15 protein-coding genes and 1 tRNA gene are annotated in these 15,229 nt (G+C 65.5%); 15 read left to right on the top strand and 1 reads right to left on the bottom strand.

Annotation, left to right across the window (positions count from 1 at the left end; translation table 11 throughout):
* Positions 1–3: 3 nt before the first annotated feature.
* From GGR73_RS07855 to GGR73_RS07840, 4 genes are read left to right on the top strand one after another with little or no spacing between them, the layout of a single operon-like run.
* Positions 4–696, top strand: coding sequence for a methylamine utilization protein (locus GGR73_RS07855; protein ID WP_024937987.1), 693 nt, complete (start codon positions 4–6; stop codon positions 694–696).
* On the top strand, positions 693–3,059 hold the full coding sequence (locus tag GGR73_RS07850) for an EAL domain-containing protein (RefSeq protein WP_184456307.1): 2,367 nt from the start codon (positions 693–695) through the stop codon (positions 3,057–3,059). The genes GGR73_RS07855 and GGR73_RS07850 overlap by 4 nt, the downstream gene beginning before the upstream one ends.
* On the top strand, positions 3,056–3,928 hold the full coding sequence (locus tag GGR73_RS07845; RefSeq protein ID WP_184456305.1) for a DUF3034 family protein: 873 nt from the start codon (positions 3,056–3,058) through the stop codon (positions 3,926–3,928). Before GGR73_RS07850 ends, GGR73_RS07845 begins: the two co-directional genes overlap by 4 nt.
* Complete coding sequence (locus tag GGR73_RS07840; RefSeq protein ID WP_184456303.1) at positions 3,928–4,356, top strand: group I truncated hemoglobin; 429 nt, start codon at positions 3,928–3,930, stop codon at positions 4,354–4,356. Before GGR73_RS07845 ends, GGR73_RS07840 begins: the two co-directional genes overlap by 1 nt.
* A 284-nt stretch (positions 4,357–4,640) precedes the next feature.
* Here the strand turns inward: GGR73_RS07840 and GGR73_RS07835 are convergent, their stop codons facing one another.
* A complete protein-coding gene (locus GGR73_RS07835; protein ID WP_104590007.1) occupies positions 4,641–5,441 on the bottom strand; it encodes an SDR family NAD(P)-dependent oxidoreductase in 801 nt (266 codons plus the stop codon).
* 112 nt (positions 5,442–5,553) lie between these two features.
* On the opposite strand from GGR73_RS07835, the gene tpiA reads away from it, so the two are divergent.
* The 11 genes from tpiA (at position 5,554) to nuoH (ending at position 15,228) form a co-directional block, all read left to right on the top strand.
* Positions 5,554–6,309 carry a triose-phosphate isomerase gene (gene tpiA / locus GGR73_RS07830; protein WP_024937982.1) on the top strand — a complete coding sequence of 252 codons (756 nt, stop codon included), beginning with the start codon at positions 5,554–5,556 and terminating at the stop codon, positions 6,307–6,309.
* Positions 6,310–6,342: 33 nt separating this feature from the next.
* A complete protein-coding gene (gene secG, locus GGR73_RS07825) occupies positions 6,343–6,816 on the top strand; it encodes a preprotein translocase subunit SecG (RefSeq protein ID WP_184456301.1) in 474 nt (157 codons plus the stop codon).
* 49 nt (positions 6,817–6,865) lie between these two features.
* Positions 6,866–6,950 (top strand) — tRNA-Leu (locus GGR73_RS07820).
* A 102-nt stretch (positions 6,951–7,052) separates the two neighbouring features.
* Positions 7,053–7,409 carry an NADH-quinone oxidoreductase subunit A gene (locus GGR73_RS07815; RefSeq protein WP_003485539.1) on the top strand — a complete coding sequence of 119 codons (357 nt, stop codon included), beginning with the start codon at positions 7,053–7,055 and terminating at the stop codon, positions 7,407–7,409.
* Positions 7,400–7,954: a NuoB/complex I 20 kDa subunit family protein gene (locus tag GGR73_RS07810; protein WP_016944318.1), complete on the top strand. Its 555-nt coding sequence runs from the start codon at positions 7,400–7,402 to the stop codon at positions 7,952–7,954. Before GGR73_RS07815 ends, GGR73_RS07810 begins: the two co-directional genes overlap by 10 nt.
* Positions 7,955–7,990: 36 nt before the next feature.
* Positions 7,991–8,743: an NADH-quinone oxidoreductase subunit C gene (locus tag GGR73_RS07805; protein ID WP_016902994.1), complete on the top strand. Its 753-nt coding sequence runs from the start codon at positions 7,991–7,993 to the stop codon at positions 8,741–8,743.
* On the top strand, positions 8,740–10,047 hold the full coding sequence (locus GGR73_RS07800) for an NADH-quinone oxidoreductase subunit D (protein ID WP_024937979.1): 1,308 nt from the start codon (positions 8,740–8,742) through the stop codon (positions 10,045–10,047). The genes GGR73_RS07805 and GGR73_RS07800 overlap by 4 nt, the downstream gene beginning before the upstream one ends.
* Positions 10,044–10,571 carry an NADH-quinone oxidoreductase subunit NuoE gene (gene nuoE, locus GGR73_RS07795; protein WP_016902996.1) on the top strand — a complete coding sequence of 176 codons (528 nt, stop codon included), beginning with the start codon at positions 10,044–10,046 and terminating at the stop codon, positions 10,569–10,571. The genes GGR73_RS07800 and nuoE overlap by 4 nt, the downstream gene beginning before the upstream one ends.
* A 3-nt stretch (positions 10,572–10,574) precedes the next feature.
* Positions 10,575–11,909 (top strand): NADH-quinone oxidoreductase subunit NuoF, encoded by a 1,335-nt coding sequence (gene nuoF / locus GGR73_RS07790; protein WP_024937978.1) that lies wholly within the window; start codon positions 10,575–10,577, stop codon positions 11,907–11,909.
* On the top strand, positions 11,906–14,140 hold the full coding sequence (gene nuoG, locus GGR73_RS07785; RefSeq protein ID WP_184456299.1) for an NADH-quinone oxidoreductase subunit NuoG: 2,235 nt from the start codon (positions 11,906–11,908) through the stop codon (positions 14,138–14,140). Before nuoF ends, nuoG begins: the two co-directional genes overlap by 4 nt.
* Positions 14,137–15,228 carry an NADH-quinone oxidoreductase subunit NuoH gene (gene nuoH, locus GGR73_RS07780; RefSeq protein WP_039522183.1) on the top strand — a complete coding sequence of 364 codons (1,092 nt, stop codon included), beginning with the start codon at positions 14,137–14,139 and terminating at the stop codon, positions 15,226–15,228. Before nuoG ends, nuoH begins: the two co-directional genes overlap by 4 nt.
* Position 15,229: the final 1 nt, after the last annotated feature.

Here is a 15,229-nt window from a genome sequence, read left to right as displayed (position 1 = left end):
CGCATGCAGACGCAGTGGTTCAAACGGATCGGCCCGGTTTTGGGGTTGCTGGCGTACTGCGCCGCAAGCTGTGCGTGGGCGACGCCGCTTAGCGTGACCGTCGTCGATGCCAACGGCATGTTGGTCGATGCGGTAGTGAGTCTGGAGCCGGCACGTCCGGTGGCCGCCGGTGGGGCGCCCAGGACCGTCGAGATGGACCAGGTCAACTCGCAGTTCGTGCCTGCGGTGCTGGCGGTGCGCACCGGTACCCTGGTGCGGTTTCCCAACAACGACCAGATTCGCCATCAGGTCTATTCGTTCTCTGCCGCAAAGCGTTTTGAGTTGCCGCTGTTCCAGGGCAGCACTGCCGCGCCAGTGCGCTTTGACCAGGCTGGTCTGGTGACGGTGGGCTGCAATATCCACGACTGGATGCTGGGCTATATCGTGGTGCTGGACACGCCGTATTTCGGCAAGACCGGCAGCGACGGTCGCGTGCAGCTGGACGCGCCGGCAGGCAACTACACCTTGCGGGTCTGGCATCCGCGCATCAAGGGCGCCGCACTCGCCGAGCCGGTGGCGCTTGCGCGCGAGGCCGTGCAACGGCGCGTGACCTTGCAGACCACCGGCGCCGCACCGGCGGTGGCACCTCCGGATGCGCGCGTGCGCGCGCTGCAGGACAAGTTCCGCCGCGCCGACCCGCAGAAGCCCAAGCCATGAAGGCCATGCGCCTGCATACCCGCATCGCGGCGTTTCTGGTGCTGGTCGTGCTCGCCACGCAGGCGTTGACTTTCATCGCGGTGCAGGTCGCCACCGAGCGCAGCGTCAAGGCGCAGCTCGGCGAAGAGCTGCAGATCGGCGAACGCGTCTGGCAACGCATCAATCTGCGCCGCGACGAACAACTGCTGCAGTCGGCCTCGGTGCTGGCCGACGATTTCGGTTTCCGCGCGGCCGTGGCCAGTGGCGATGTGCCGACCATGCAATCGGCATTGCGCAACCACGCCGCGCGCATGTCGGCGCAGACCGCGCTGCTGCTGGCCCCGGATGGCGAATTTTTGACCGGGCTTGCCGATCTGCCGCAAACCGAACAGCTGCGCGCAGTGCAGACCCTGCTGCAGCAGGCGCAGCGCGATGGGCGTGCGGTGGGCGTGGTCGCACTGGACCGACGCATCGTGCGGCTGGCGGTGGTGCAGGTACTGGCACCGAGCCGGGTGGGCTGGATCGCGATCGGCAACGAATCCGGCGACGGTCTCGCGCAGGATTTCCGTTCCACCACCGGGCTGGATGCGACCTTCTTCACCGATGGTCCGCCGGTGCGGGTACTGGCGTCCACGCTGGAGCCGGCCGCGCGCGCCGAGTTCGCGCAGCAGTTGCCGACCGCCGAACGCGCACAGGGCGCGGCGGTCGCGTTGACGCTGGCCGAGTCGCGTTACCTGGTCAAACTGCAGTCGATCCAGGGCGACAGTCATGTGCGGGTCGCGCTGCAGGCCTCGCTGGATCGCGCGGTGGCGCCGTACCGCGTGCTCAAGTTGCGCATCCTGCTGCTGGCGGGCCTGGCCACGGCTGCGGCGCTGGGTGTGGCGATCTTCCTGGCGCGCAGCGTCAGCAGGCCTGTCGCGCAGCTGGTGCAGGCAGCGCGGCGCATCCAGCGAGGCGACTACCACACCGCGGTCGAGGTGCCCTCCGGGCGCGAACTGGCCGAGTTGGCCGACAGCTTCGGGCGCATGCAGCAGCAGATCGCCAGCCGCGAGCAGCACATCCTGCATCAGGCGCGCCACGATGCCCTGACCGGTCTGCCCAATCGCATCTGGTTGCTGGAGCGGCTGAAGGACGTGGTGGAGCAGACCGTGGCCTCCGGCGGCACGGCCGCAGTGCTGATCCTGGATCTGGAACGCTTCAAGGAGCTCAACGACAGCCTGGGCCACGATTTCGCCGACCAGGTCCTGGTCGAAGCAGGCCGCCGCCTTGCCGACGTGGTGCAGGAACCCAATCTCGTCGGGCGGCTGGGCAGCGACGAATTCATGGTGGTGGTGGCGCAGACCGACGTCACCACCGTGCAGCAGGATGCACAGCGCTTGCTGCTGCAGTTGCGCCGTCCGCTGGCGCTGCCGCAGGCGCGCATCCAGCTGGAAGCCAGCATCGGCATCGCCCTGATTCCCGAACACGGCGCCGATCCGGACACCTTGTTGCGGCGCGCGGACATCGCACGGCGCCAGGGCGGCAACGTCACCACCGTCGGCGCCAGCGTGTATCGCCTGGGCCAGGACGAGCAGCATCTGCGCCGGCTGCGCCTGACCGGCGATCTGCGTCAGGCCATCGGCGGCAACGAACTGACCTTGCGCTTCCAGCCCAAGATCTGCCTGCGCAACAATCGCGTCGAACAGGTCGAGGTGCTGGTGCGCTGGCAGCATCCGGTGCTCGGGGCGATCGGCCCGGACGAATTCATTCCGCTGGCCGAGCACTCCGGCGTGATCCATCCCTTGACCCGCTTCGTGCTGGACGAGGCGCTGCGCTGCCAGGCGCACTGGCGCAGGCAGGGGCTGGAACTGGGAATGGCGATCAATCTCTCCGCACTGGATCTGTCCGACCCCGGCTTGCCCGATTACGTGCGTGGCCGTCTGGAGCATCACGCGGTGCCGGCGCAGTCGGTGACGCTGGAACTGACCGAAAGCGCGCTGATGCGCGATGTCGAATCGGCGCTGCACATGCTGTACCAGCTGCGCAGCGTCGGCGTGCGTCTGTCCATCGACGACTTCGGCACCGGCTATTCCTCGTTGGCGCAACTCAAGCGCATGCCGGTGAACGAATTGAAGATCGACAAGAGCTTCGTCATGCAACTGGCCGAGGGCACCGACGATGCGTTCATCGTGCGCAGCACGATCGATCTGGGACACAACCTGGGCTTGAGCGTGATCGCCGAAGGCGTGGAGAACGCCACCGCGCTGGGGCTGCTGCGCGGTTATGGCTGCGACATGGTGCAGGGCTATCTGTATTCGCCGCCACTGGAAGAAGTGCCGCTGGTCGCCTGGTGCATGCGGCAACTCGATCTGGCGCCGGCGGCGCAGGCAGGAGTGCATCGATGAGCAAATGGCGGGGCGCGCTGCTGTCTGTGGCACTGGCCGGGCTGACCAGCGCGCCCGCGTCGGCGATCGCCGGCGACGGGCGCCTGCTCGCCACCGGTGGCGTGTCGATGATCGAAGGCAGCAGCGGTGGCGGCATCGTGCCGTGGGCCACGCTGTCGGGCTACGGCACCCGCGACGAACTGGGCAGCGTGCTGTTCGCCACGCATGTGGACAGCGGCGATTACCGGCTCGACGTGCAAGGTGCCGCGTTGACGGTCGGCAACCGGCTGGAACTTTCGCTGGCGCGGCAACGGCTGGATCTGGGCACCTTGCAGGACCGGCTGGGCCTGCCGTGGAATGCGCTTGGCCAGGACGTGTTCGGCGCCAAGCTGCGGGTCTACGGCGATCTGGTCTACGGACATGCGCCGCAGGTCAGCGTGGGCGTGCAGTACAAACGCCTGCGCAATGGCGCGCTGCCGCTGGCGATCGGCGCGCGCGACGATCACGGCACCGACGTCTATGTCAGTGCCAGCCGGTTGTTCCTGCAGGCCGCGGGCGGCTATCAACTGCTGCTCAACGGCACCTTGCGCGCGACCCGCGCCAATCAGACCGGCTTGCTCGGTTTCGGCGGCGATCGCCGCAACGCCTATCGGCTGGTCGGCGAAGCCAGCGCCGCCGTCGTGCTGTCGCCGGCGTGGGTGGTCGGCGTGGAATACCGCGACAAGCCCGATAATCTCGGCTTCGCCCGCGAGCAGGCCTGGGCGGATGCATTCGTGGCCTGGTTTCCCAGCAAGCATGTGTCCCTGACCGCGGCCTGGGCCGAGCTTGGCGACATCGCCACGCTCACCGACCAGCGCGGGCCCTATCTTTCCCTGCAGGTGGCGTTCTGATGAATCGACGGCTGCGCTGGCCCTTGCTGTGCATGCTGGCGCTGATGAGTGCCTGCACTACCACGCAACCGCGCCCCACGCTCTACGACGAACTCGGCGGGCAGGCCGGGATCGAAGCGCTGGTGGAAACCATGCTGTCGCGCATCGCCGACGATCAACGCATCGTCGACAAGTTCGCGCGCGTCAACATCGTGATGCTCAACGAGCGCCTGGTGCAGAAGTTCTGCCATGTCGTCGACGGCCCGTGCCCGGATACCGCCAAGTCGATGCAGCAGGCGCATGCGCACCTGGCCATTCGCGAAGGCGATTTCAATGCGCTGGTGGAGGATCTGAACTGGGCGATGGATCAGCGCAAGATTCCGCGCCGCACGCAGAACCGTCTGCTGGCGCGGCTGGCGGCCATGCATGGCGAAATCGTCAATCACTGAGGGTGTCGCACCGCTGCCGCGCGCAGTGATGGACGCGCGTGGTCGCTGCTCGTAACACCATGTTTCCAGCCACGGACTGCGGCTGTGGGCGGGGCCGTTCAAAGCATCCGACGTCCGCTCGCGACGTATTGCCAGTCGCCCTGCGCTGCAGACAGGAGCGAGGCTGCGGCCGGTATCGGTGGTGGCCATGGCAACGGACAAGCTGGCTACTGCAAGCGGCGCGCGGTCACGGGTATGTGGCTGCGCAGGCAAGACGCTGCAGGCAGCCGATGCGCCGCCGCCTCTCACTGCAACGGACGCACCCGCTGCGATCCGCGCGCCATCAGGCGCAGTGCGAGCGCATGCGGCATCACGCGCAAGGCCGCATTGACCAGGCGATAGCGCCAGCCCGGCACGGCCAGCACCTGGCCGCGTTCCAGCGCGGCAATGCCGTACTCGGCCACGTCGTCGGCCTGCAGCCACGCCCAGCGGGGCAGGGTGGACATCGCCGCGCGGGTGCCGGTGACATCGTGAAACTCCGACCAGGCAAAGCCGGGACACAGCGCGCAGACCTTGACCGCGCAGTCGGCGTTCTCCAGTGCCAGCGATTCGCTGAAGCGCAGCAGGAAGCTCTTGCTGGCTGCGTACAGCGTCTGCCCGTCGGCACTCGGCGTCAGTGCGGCGAACGAGGCCACATTGAGGATGCGGCCCTGGCCGCTGGCGCGAATCATCGGCAAGAGCCGCCAGGTCAGTTCGCACACCGCGCCCACCATCACCTGCAGAAAGCGTGCGTGCGTGGCCCAGTCGTTGTGCAGATAGCGGCCCGGCACGCCGTAGCCGGCGTTGTTGACCAGGGTGCCCACCGTCCAGCCATTGCGCTGGATCTGCGCAACCAATGCTTCGACCGCGGCGGGATCGCCCAGATCGGCCGGCACCACTTCCACCTGCACCAAGGGCCGCAACTCCTCGGCCAGCGCCTGCAGCCGGTCGACCCGGCGCGCGGTCAGGATCAGCGGCACGCCACGCCTTGCATAGGCACGCGCAATCTCGCGGCCGATGCCGCTGGAGGCGCCGGTGACCAGCGCGAAGACAGGCGAAACGGACATGGCAGGTTCCTGGTGGAGGAGGGGGAGGACAGGCAATGGACAGAAGTGTGCCGGCTGCCGACAGGGCATGGGCTATTCTGTCGCCTGTCTTCCACTCAGGAACCTGCGCCTGATGCGTCGAAAGATCGTTGCCGGAAATTGGAAGCTGCATGGCAGCCGCGCCTTCGCCACCGAACTGGTGGCCCAGATCGCCGCGCACATGCCCCTGGAGGGTGTCGATGTCGTCATCCTGCCGCCACTGCCTTACCTGGGTGACCTGATCGAGGATTTCGAGGAACACCATCTGTGTTTCGGTGCCCAGGACGTCAGCAGTAACGAGAAGGGCGCCTACACCGGGGAAGTCTCGGCCACGATGCTGGTCGATGTCGGCGCCGAGTACGGGCTGGTCGGCCACTCCGAACGGCGCCAGTACCATCGTGAGAGCAGTGAGCTGGTGGCGCATAAATTCGCCGCCGCCATGCATGCCGGGCTGATTCCGGTGCTGTGCGTGGGCGAGTCGCTGGAGCAGCGCGAGGCCGACCAGACCGAGGCGGTGCTGCGCGCCCAGCTCGCGCCGGTGCTGGCGCTGGTGGGCAGCGCGGGCTTTGCCCGCGCCGTGCTCGCCTACGAGCCGATCTGGGCCATTGGCACCGGCCGCACCGCCAGCCCGGAGCAGGCGCAGGCGGTGCACGCGTTCCTGCGTGGCGAAGTCGCGAAGGCGGATGCTAGAATCGCCGATTCTCTGCCCATCCTGTACGGGGGCAGTGTCAAGCCCGATAACGCCAGCGAGCTGTTTGCCCAGCCCGACGTCGATGGCGGGCTGGTCGGAGGCGCCTCGCTGGTCGCCGAGGATTTCCTGGCCATCGCGCGTGCGGCGGCCGCTTGTTAACCCATTAAGTTTTGTCCGGGGACGGATTTCGAAATGCTGATGTTGATCCTCAATGTGGTCTACGTGCTGGTCGCGCTGGCGATGATTGCGCTGATCCTGATGCAGCGTGGTGCGGGTGCGGCAGCCGGTTCCGGCTTCGGCGCCGGCGCGTCGGGCACCGTGTTCGGCTCGCAGGGCGCGTCGAACTTCCTGTCCAAGTCGACCAAGTGGCTGGCGGTGGTGTTCTTCAGCATCAGCCTGTTCATGGCGTGGTACGCCACCCACGGCGCACGTCCGACCGACCAGAACCTGGGCGTGATGTCGCAGTCGGCCACCCCGGCGCCCGCCGCCGCGGGCGAGCTGACTCAGCCGTTACCGCAGGTGCCGGCCGCCGGCGCAGTCCCGACCGCGCCTTCGCAGCCAGTGCCCGCCGCAACTCCGGCTGCAACGCCGGCGCAATCCGCACCGGTGCAGCAGGCGCCCGCGGCACGCGAAGAAAACGCTTCAGAACCAGCACAAAAACGCTGAAGCCGGTTACAATACGCTGCGCACTGGGATGCCCAGCGGCGCAACGTATGCCCAGGTGGCGGAATTGGTAGACGCACTACCTTGAGGTGGTAGCGACTTAGGTCGTAGGGGTTCGAGTCCCCTCTTGGGCACCATTGTTTGGCTGCAGTTCCTGCGCATCGCTGGTCGCGCGCGGGGTCTGCCTATACCCCATGCCGGCACGCGGCGCGTGCGGGCAGAGGCAAGAGAGAATCGCTGTGCTGGCCGAATATTTGCCGAGTCTGCTGTTTCTGATCGTCGCCACCGGCATCGGCATCGTGCTGATGCTGGTCGGTCGATTCCTCGGTCCGCGTAGTCCGGACCCGCGCAAGCTCTCGCCTTACGAGTGTGGCTTCGAAGCCTTCGAAGACGCGCGCATGAAGTTCGACGTGCGCTACTACCTGATCGCGATCCAGTTCATCGTGTTCGATCTGGAAATCATCTTCATCGTGCCGTGGACACAGGTGTTCATGGAGATCGGCGCACGTTCGCTGGTCACCATGGGCCTGTTCGTCGGCATGTTGTTCCTCGGCTTTATCTACGTGTGGAAGAAGGGAGCGCTGGAATGGGAGTGATTCAGACCCTGGATCGTCTGATGACCAACCCGATGCCGGAAGGCCGGGTGGAAGACATCCTGCGCCCGGAAGGCGAAAACCCGCTGCTCGAGAAGGGCTACGTGACCACCAGCGTCGATGCGCTGCTGAACTGGGCGCGCACCGGCTCGATGTGGCCGATGACCTTCGGCCTGGCCTGCTGCGCGGTCGAGATGATGCATGCCGGTGCCGCGCGTCTGGATCTGGACCGCTACGGCGTGGTGTTCCGCCCGTCGCCGCGCCAGTCCGACGTGATGATCGTGGCCGGCACGCTGGTCAACAAGATGGCCCCGGCGCTGCGCAAGGTCTACGACCAGATGCCGGACCCGAAGTGGGTCATCTCGATGGGCAGCTGCGCCAATGGCGGCGGCTACTATCACTATTCGTATTCGGTGGTGCGCGGTTGCGATCGCATCGTGCCGGTGGACATCTACGTCCCCGGTTGCCCGCCGACCGCCGAGGCGCTGGTATACGGCATCCTGCAGCTGCAGAAGAAGATCTGGCGTACCCAGACCATCGCGCGCTGACACCCGTCTTCTTCTACTGAGAGCAGCCAAGCCCCCATGGCAGAGCAAGCATCTTCCTTCACTGACCGACTTGCGGCACGTTTCGCCGGTGCGCAGATCGCCGTGGCATTGCCGCGCGGCGAAGTGACGCTGGAAGTCGCTGCGGCCGATTGGCACGCCACCTGTCTGGCCCTGCGCGACGAGCTCGGTTTCGAACAGCTCAGCGACCTGTGCGGCGTCGATTACCTGGGCTACGGCAGCGACGAGTGGGATACCGCCGACGTGTCGTCGCAGGGCTTCAGCCGCGGCGTCGAGGGCAAGGCCGTCGGTCGTTTCGCCTGGGGCGAATTTCCCAGCCAGGAAAGCTCCGACGGCGCCCATCCGCAGCACATGCCCAAGCAGCGTTTTGCGGTGGTCGCGCAGCTGATCTCCTACCAGCACAACCAGCGTCTGCGCGTGCGTTGCTACGCACCGGACGAGCAGGTACCGATGGTGGCCTCGTTGACCGATATCTGGCCCGGCGTGAACTGGTTCGAACGCGAAGCCTTCGACCTGTTCGGCATCGTCTTCGATGGCCATCCGGACCTGCGCCGCATCCTGACCGACTACGGATTTGTCGGCCATCCGTTCCGCAAGGATTTCCCGCTGATCGGCAACGTCGAAGTGCGTTACGACGATGAGCGCAAGCGTGTCGTGTACGAGCCGGTGACCTCGGTCGAGCCGCGCGTCGGTGTGCCGCGCGTGATCCGCGACGACGCCCGTTATGAGACTGCCGCTGGTGAAGTGGGCAAGTCGGAGACCGCCAAGTGAGTGAGTTCCGCCAGGCAACCGATGCCTTCGCGAGCAATCCTGTCGAAAGCAGGCAGGAAATCCGCAATTACACGATGAACTTCGGCCCGCAGCATCCTGCGGCGCACGGCGTGCTGCGCCTGATCCTGGAAATGGACGGCGAGACCGTGGTGCGTGCCGATCCGCATATCGGCCTGCTGCACCGTGGCACCGAGAAGCTGGCCGAATCCAAGCCGTTCAACCAGTCGGTTCCGTACATGGACCGCCTGGATTACGTGTCGATGATGTGCAACGAGCACGCCTACGTGCGCGCGATCGAGTCCCTGATGGGCATCGAAGTGCCCGAGCGTGCGCACTACATCCGCACCATGTTCGACGAGATCACCCGCATCAAGAACCACCTGATGTGGGTCGGTTCCAACGCGCTCGACCTGGGCGCGATGGCGGTGATGCTGTACGCGTTCCGCGAGCGCGAAGAATTGATGGACGTCTACGAGGCGGTCAGTGGTGCGCGCATGCACGCTGCCTACTACCGTCCCGGCGGCGTGTATCGCGATCTGCCCGATCGCATGCCCAAGTACAAGGAATCCCGCTGGCACAAGGGCGGGGCACTGAAGAAGCTCAATGCAGCGCGTGAAGGCTCGATGCTGGACTTCCTCGAGGATTTCACCAATACGTTCCCGTCGCGTGTGGACGAGTACGAGACGCTGCTGACCGATAACCGTATCTGGAAGCAGCGTACCGTCGACGTCGGCATCATCAGCCCGGATCTGGCGCGTGCCTGGGGCATGACCGGCCCGATGCTGCGTGGCTCGGGCATCGAATGGGACCTGCGCAAGAAGCAGCCGTACGCCAAGTACGACGCGGTGGAGTTCGACGTGCCGGTCGGCACCAATGGCGATTGCTACGACCGCTATCTGGTGCGCGTGGCCGAGATGCGCGAGTCCAACCGCATCATCAAGCAATGCGTGAAGTGGCTGAAGGCCAACCCCGGCCCGGTCATGGTCACCAATTTCAAGGTCGCTCCGCCAAGCCGCGAAGGCATGAAGGACGACATGGAAGCGCTGATCCATCACTTCAAGCTGTTCAGTGAAGGCTACTGCGTGCCGGCTGGCGAAACCTATTGCGCGGTCGAAGCGCCCAAGGGCGAATTCGGCTGCTATCTGATGTCCGATGGCGCCAACAAGCCGTTCCGCGTGCATCTGCGCGCGCCGGGCTTTGCGCATCTGTCGTCGATGGACGCAGTGGTGCGTGGCTATCTGCTGGCCGACGTCGTGGCGATGATCGGTACTTACGATTTGGTTTTCGGTGAGGTTGACCGATGAAGGCGACGGGTAATTTCGAAGCGGCGCGCGACGTCGATCCGCAGGTGGTGCTGAGCGACAAGACGCGCGCGCACATCGATCACTGGTTGAGCAAGTTCCCGCCCGATCGCAAGCGTTCGGCCGTGCTGCAGGGCCTGCACGCTGCGCAGGAGCAGAACCAGGGCTGGCTGACCGACGAGCTGATTGTCGGCGTGGCCAAGTATCTGGACCTGCCGCCGGTGTGGGCCTACGAGGTCGCCAGCTTCTACTCGATGTTCGAGACCGAGAAGGTCGGCCGCCACAACGTGGCGTTCTGCACCAACATCAGCTGCTGGCTCAACGGCGCCGAAGATCTGCTGGCGCACGCGGAAAAGAAACTGGGTTGCAAGCTGGGGCAGTCGACGGCCGATGGCCGCGTCTACCTCAAGCGCGAAGAAGAGTGCCTGGCGGCCTGCTCTGCAGCGCCGATGATGGTCATCAACGGCCATTACCACGAGCACCTGACGAAAGAGAAGGTCGACGCGCTGCTGGACGGGCTGGAGTAAGACATGGCACATCATCACGCACCCTCAGGCCCGGTCGGTCCGGCGCCGTTGCCGCATCAGGTCGTCTACACGACGCTGCACTACGACACCCCGTGGTCGTACGAGAGCTATCTGAAAACCGGTGGCTACGCCGCGCTGCGCAAGATCCTCGAAGAGAAGATCGCGCCGGCCGACGTCATCGAGATGGTCAAGGCGTCCAACCTGCGCGGCCGTGGCGGCGCAGGCTTCCCGACTGGCTTGAAGTGGTCGTTCATGCCCAAGGGCACGATGCAGAAGTACATCCTGTGCAACTCGGACGAATCCGAGCCGGGCACCTGCAAGGACCGCGACATCCTGCGTTACAACCCACACTCGGTGGTGGAGGGCATGGCGATCGCCTGCTACGCCACCGGCTCGACCGTGGGCTACAACTATTTGCGTGGCGAGTTCCACCACGAGCCGTTCGAGAACTTCGAGCTGGCGCTGGCCGATGCCTATGCCAACGGCTGGCTGGGCAAGAACATCCTCGGCAGCGGCGTGGATATCGATATCTACGGTGCGCTGGGTGCCGGCGCCTACATCTGCGGCGAAGAAACCGCGCTGATGGAATCGCTGGAAGGCAAGAAGGGTCAGCCGCGCTACAAGCCGCCGTTCCCGGCCAACTTCGGCCTGTACGGCAAGCCGACCACCATCAACAACACCGAGACCTATGCGTCGGTGCCGGCGATCATTCGCAACGGCCCAGAGTGGTTCCTCGGGCTGAGCAAGACCAAGAACGGCGGCCCGAAGATCTTCTCGGTGTCCGGCTGCGTGCAGAAGGGCGGCAATTTCGAAGTGCCGCTCGGCACCACCTTCGACGAACTGCTGGAAATGGCCGGTGGCCTGCGTCCGGGCCGCAAGCTCAAGGGCGTGGTGCCTGGCGGCGTGTCGATGCCGGTGCTGAAGGCCGACCAGGTTGCCGGGCTGCAGATGGACTACGACACCTTGCGTGCGCTCGGCACTGGCCTGGGGTCGGGTGCGATCGTGGTGCTGGATGACAGCGTGTGCTGCGTGCGCTTTGCCTGCCGCATCTCGCAGTTCTTCCACAAGGAATCCTGCGGCCAGTGCACCCCGTGCCGCGAGGGCACCGGCTGGATGCACCGCGTGCTGGAGCGCATCGTTGCCGGCAAGGCGACGATGGAAGACCTGCATCAGCTGCGTACCGTTGCCGGCCAGATCGAAGGACACACCATCTGCGCCTTCGGCGAAGCGGCGGCGTGGCCGATCCAAGGCTTCCTGCGCCAGTTCTGGGACGAGTTCGAGTACTACATCGTCAACGGTCGTTCGATCGTCGACACGCACGTCGGAGTGGCCGCATGAGCGCCCAACCAGTGAACCCGAACGTGCCACCGGACCATGTCACCGTCGAGATCGACGGGCAGTCCCTGGTGGTGCCGAAGGGTTCGATGATCATCCAGGCGGCCGACAAGGCCGGCATCCCGATCCCGCGCTTCTGCTACCACGAGAAGCTGCCGATCGCGGCCAACTGCCGCATGTGCCTGGTGGACGTCGAGAAATCCCCGAAGCCGTCGCCCGCCTGCGCCACGCCGGTGATGGACGGCATGAAGGTCACCACGCGTAGCGAAAAGGCGCTGAAGTACCAGCGCAGCGTGATGGAATTCCTGCTGATCAATCATCCGCTCGACTGCCCGATCTGCGATCAGGGCGGCGAGTGCGAACTGCAGGACGTGTCGCTCGGTTACGGCCGTTCGGTCAGCCGCTTCAACGAGCGCAAGCGCGTGGTGCCGGACGAGGACATCGGTCCGCTGGTCGCCACCGAAATGACCCGCTGCATCCAGTGCACCCGTTGCGTGCGTTTCACCGCAGACATTGCCGGCACCTACGAGCTGGGTGGCATGTATCGCGGCGAGAACCTGCAGATCGGTACCTACGACGGCAAGCCGCTGACCACCGAAATCTCCGGCAACGTCATCGACGTCTGCCCGGTGGGCGCGCTGACCAACAAGGTGTTCCAGTTCCGTGCGCGTCCGTGGGAGCTGATGGCACGCGAGTCGCTCGGCTACCACGATGCGATGGGCTCGAATCTGTTCCTGCACGTGCGTCGCGGCGAAGTGCTGCGCACCGTGCCGCGCGAGAACGAGGCGGTCAACGAGTGCTGGCTGTCCGATCGCGATCGTTATTCGCATCAGGGCCTGTATGCGGAAGACCGTGCGGTCAAGCCGCTGAAGAAGGTCAACGGGCAGTGGACCGAGGTGAGCTGGGCCGAAGGTCTGGCCGCCGCGACTCAGATCCTGCGTGACAACGCCGGCGATCAGCTCGGTGTGCTGGTGCATCCGTCCACCTCCAACGAAGAGGGCGCCTTGCTCGCACGTCTGGCCGAAGGCCTGAACAGCGGCAATCTGGATCACCGCCTGCTCAATCGCGATTTCTCCGATGCCGCGGTGGCCGAAGCGTTCGCCACGCCGCTGGCCGAGATCGAGCGCGCCGATGTGGTGGTGCTGTTCGGCACCAACGTACGCCACGAGCTGCCGTTGCTGCATGCACGCCTGCGCAAGGCCAGCATCCAGAACGGAACGCAGATCCATTCGGTCAACCCGGTCGATTTCGATTTTGCCTTCACCCAGGCAAGCCGCACGGTCGTTGCGCCGTCGCAGCTGGCCGGTGCCCTGGACGATGCGGCGTTGCGCGATGCGGTCAAGGGCGCCACGCGCGCCGTGATCGTGGTCGGCGCACTGGCTGAAAACCACCCACAGGCTGCCGCACTGCGTGCCGCTGCACGCGACTTCGCTGCTGCAACCGGCGCCTCGCTGTGCCGCATCCCGCAGGGTGCGAATGCGGTCGGTCTGGTGTCGCAAGGTGTGCTGCCGACCGCACGCGATGTCGCCGGCATGCTGGCGCAGCCGCGCCAGGCCTACGTGCTGTATGGCATCGAGCCGGGTCTGGATTTCGCCGATGCCGCCGCTGCACGCAGCGCCTTGGCGGGTGCCAAGGTGGTCGCGTTCAGCCAGTTCGCCTGCGCCTCGACGCGCGACGTGGCCGATGTGATCCTGCCGATCGGTGCGCTGCCGGAAATCGACGCATCGTTGACCAATCTGGATGGCCGCGTGCAGACCGCACGTGCCGCCGGTCGTCTGCCGGTCGAAGCCCGCGAAGGCTGGCGCGTACTGCGCGCACTTGGTGGCGAGCTGGGTCTGGCCGGTTTCGAATTCATCGATCTGGTCGGCCTGCGTGCCGGCATGCAGAACCGTTCCGTCAGCCCTGTCGCTTCGGCACAGCCGGCTGCGAGCAGCGACGGGCTGGAAGTTGCCGCCACCGCTGCGATCTATCGCACCGATGCGGTGGTGCGTCGCGCCGCCGCGCTGCAATCGCATCCGCTCAACATCGCGCCGTGTGTGGCGATGCATCCGGAGCAGGCTGCGCAGCTGCAGGTCGGCGCCGGTCAGATGGTCAAGGTCGGTACCGACGCCGGTAAGGCGACGTTGCCGGTGGTGCTGGACAAGCGCGTCGCACCGGGCACGGTGTGGATCGAATCCGGCCATGGCGCAACCGCGCCGCTCGGTGCCGGTCGTGTAACGGTGGTGGCTGCATGAACGAATTGCTGTTGAACCTGGTCGATCCCCTGCACCAGTGGTTTGTCGGTTTGGGCGATGGCGGCGTGGTGCTGTGGACCGTGCTGAAGATCCTGCTGATCACCGTGCCGGTGATCGTGTCGGTGGCCTTCTACGTGGTCTGGGAGCGCAAGCTGATCGGCTGGATGCATGTGCGTCACGGGCCGATGTACGTGGGCATGGGCATCTTCCAGGCCTTCGCCGACGTGTTCAAACTCCTGTTCAAGGAGATCGTGCAACCGAGCAGCTCGCACAAGGCGATGTTCATCATCGCGCCGCTGCTGACCCTGGCGCCGGCCTTCGCGGCCTGGTCGGTAGTGCCGTTCGACGCGCAGCTGGTGCTGTCCAACGCCAACGTCGGTTTGCTGTATCTGCTGGCGATGACCTCGCTGGGCGTGTACGGCATCATCCTGGCCGGCTGGGCATCCAACTCCAAGTACGCGTTCCTGGGTGCGATGCGCTCGGCCGCGCAGGTGGTCAGCTACGAAATCGCGATGGGCTTTGCGCTGGTCGGCGTGATGATCGCTTCCGGCAGCGTCAACCTGAGCCAGATCGTGTTCGCGCAGGCGGGCAGCTCCGGTTTCTTCGACTGGTTCCTGATTCCGCTGTTCCCGTTGTTCATCGTGTACTGGGTGTCCGGCGTCGCCGAAACCAACCGCGCGCCGTTCGACGTGGTGGAAGGCGAATCGGAAATCGTCGCCGGCCACATGGTGGAGTACTCGGGCGGTGCGTTCGCGCTGTTCTTCCTGGCCGAATACGCCAACATGATCCTGGTCAGCTTTCTGATCTCGATCTTCTTCCTGGGCGGCTGGTTGAGCCCGATCCAGGGTTGGGTCAACGCGGATATCTCGCCGTGGATCGACTGGTTGTGGAAGGGCGGTTGGCCGTGGCTGCTGATGAAGGTGTTCTTCTTCGCCAGCGCCTACATCTGGTTCCGTGCCAGCTTCCCGCGCTACCGCTATGACCAGATCATGCGTCTGGGCTGGAAGGTGTTCATTCCGCTCACGATCGTGTGGATCGCAGTGACGGCGTTGATGGTGTTTTACGGCGTGATCCAGAAGGGCGTGTAAC

It is taken from the genome of Xanthomonas sp. F14, from assembly GCF_014199865.1.
The sequence above is the reverse complement of the archived record's forward strand: the minus strand, read 5'-3'. Positions and strand labels throughout refer to the sequence as shown.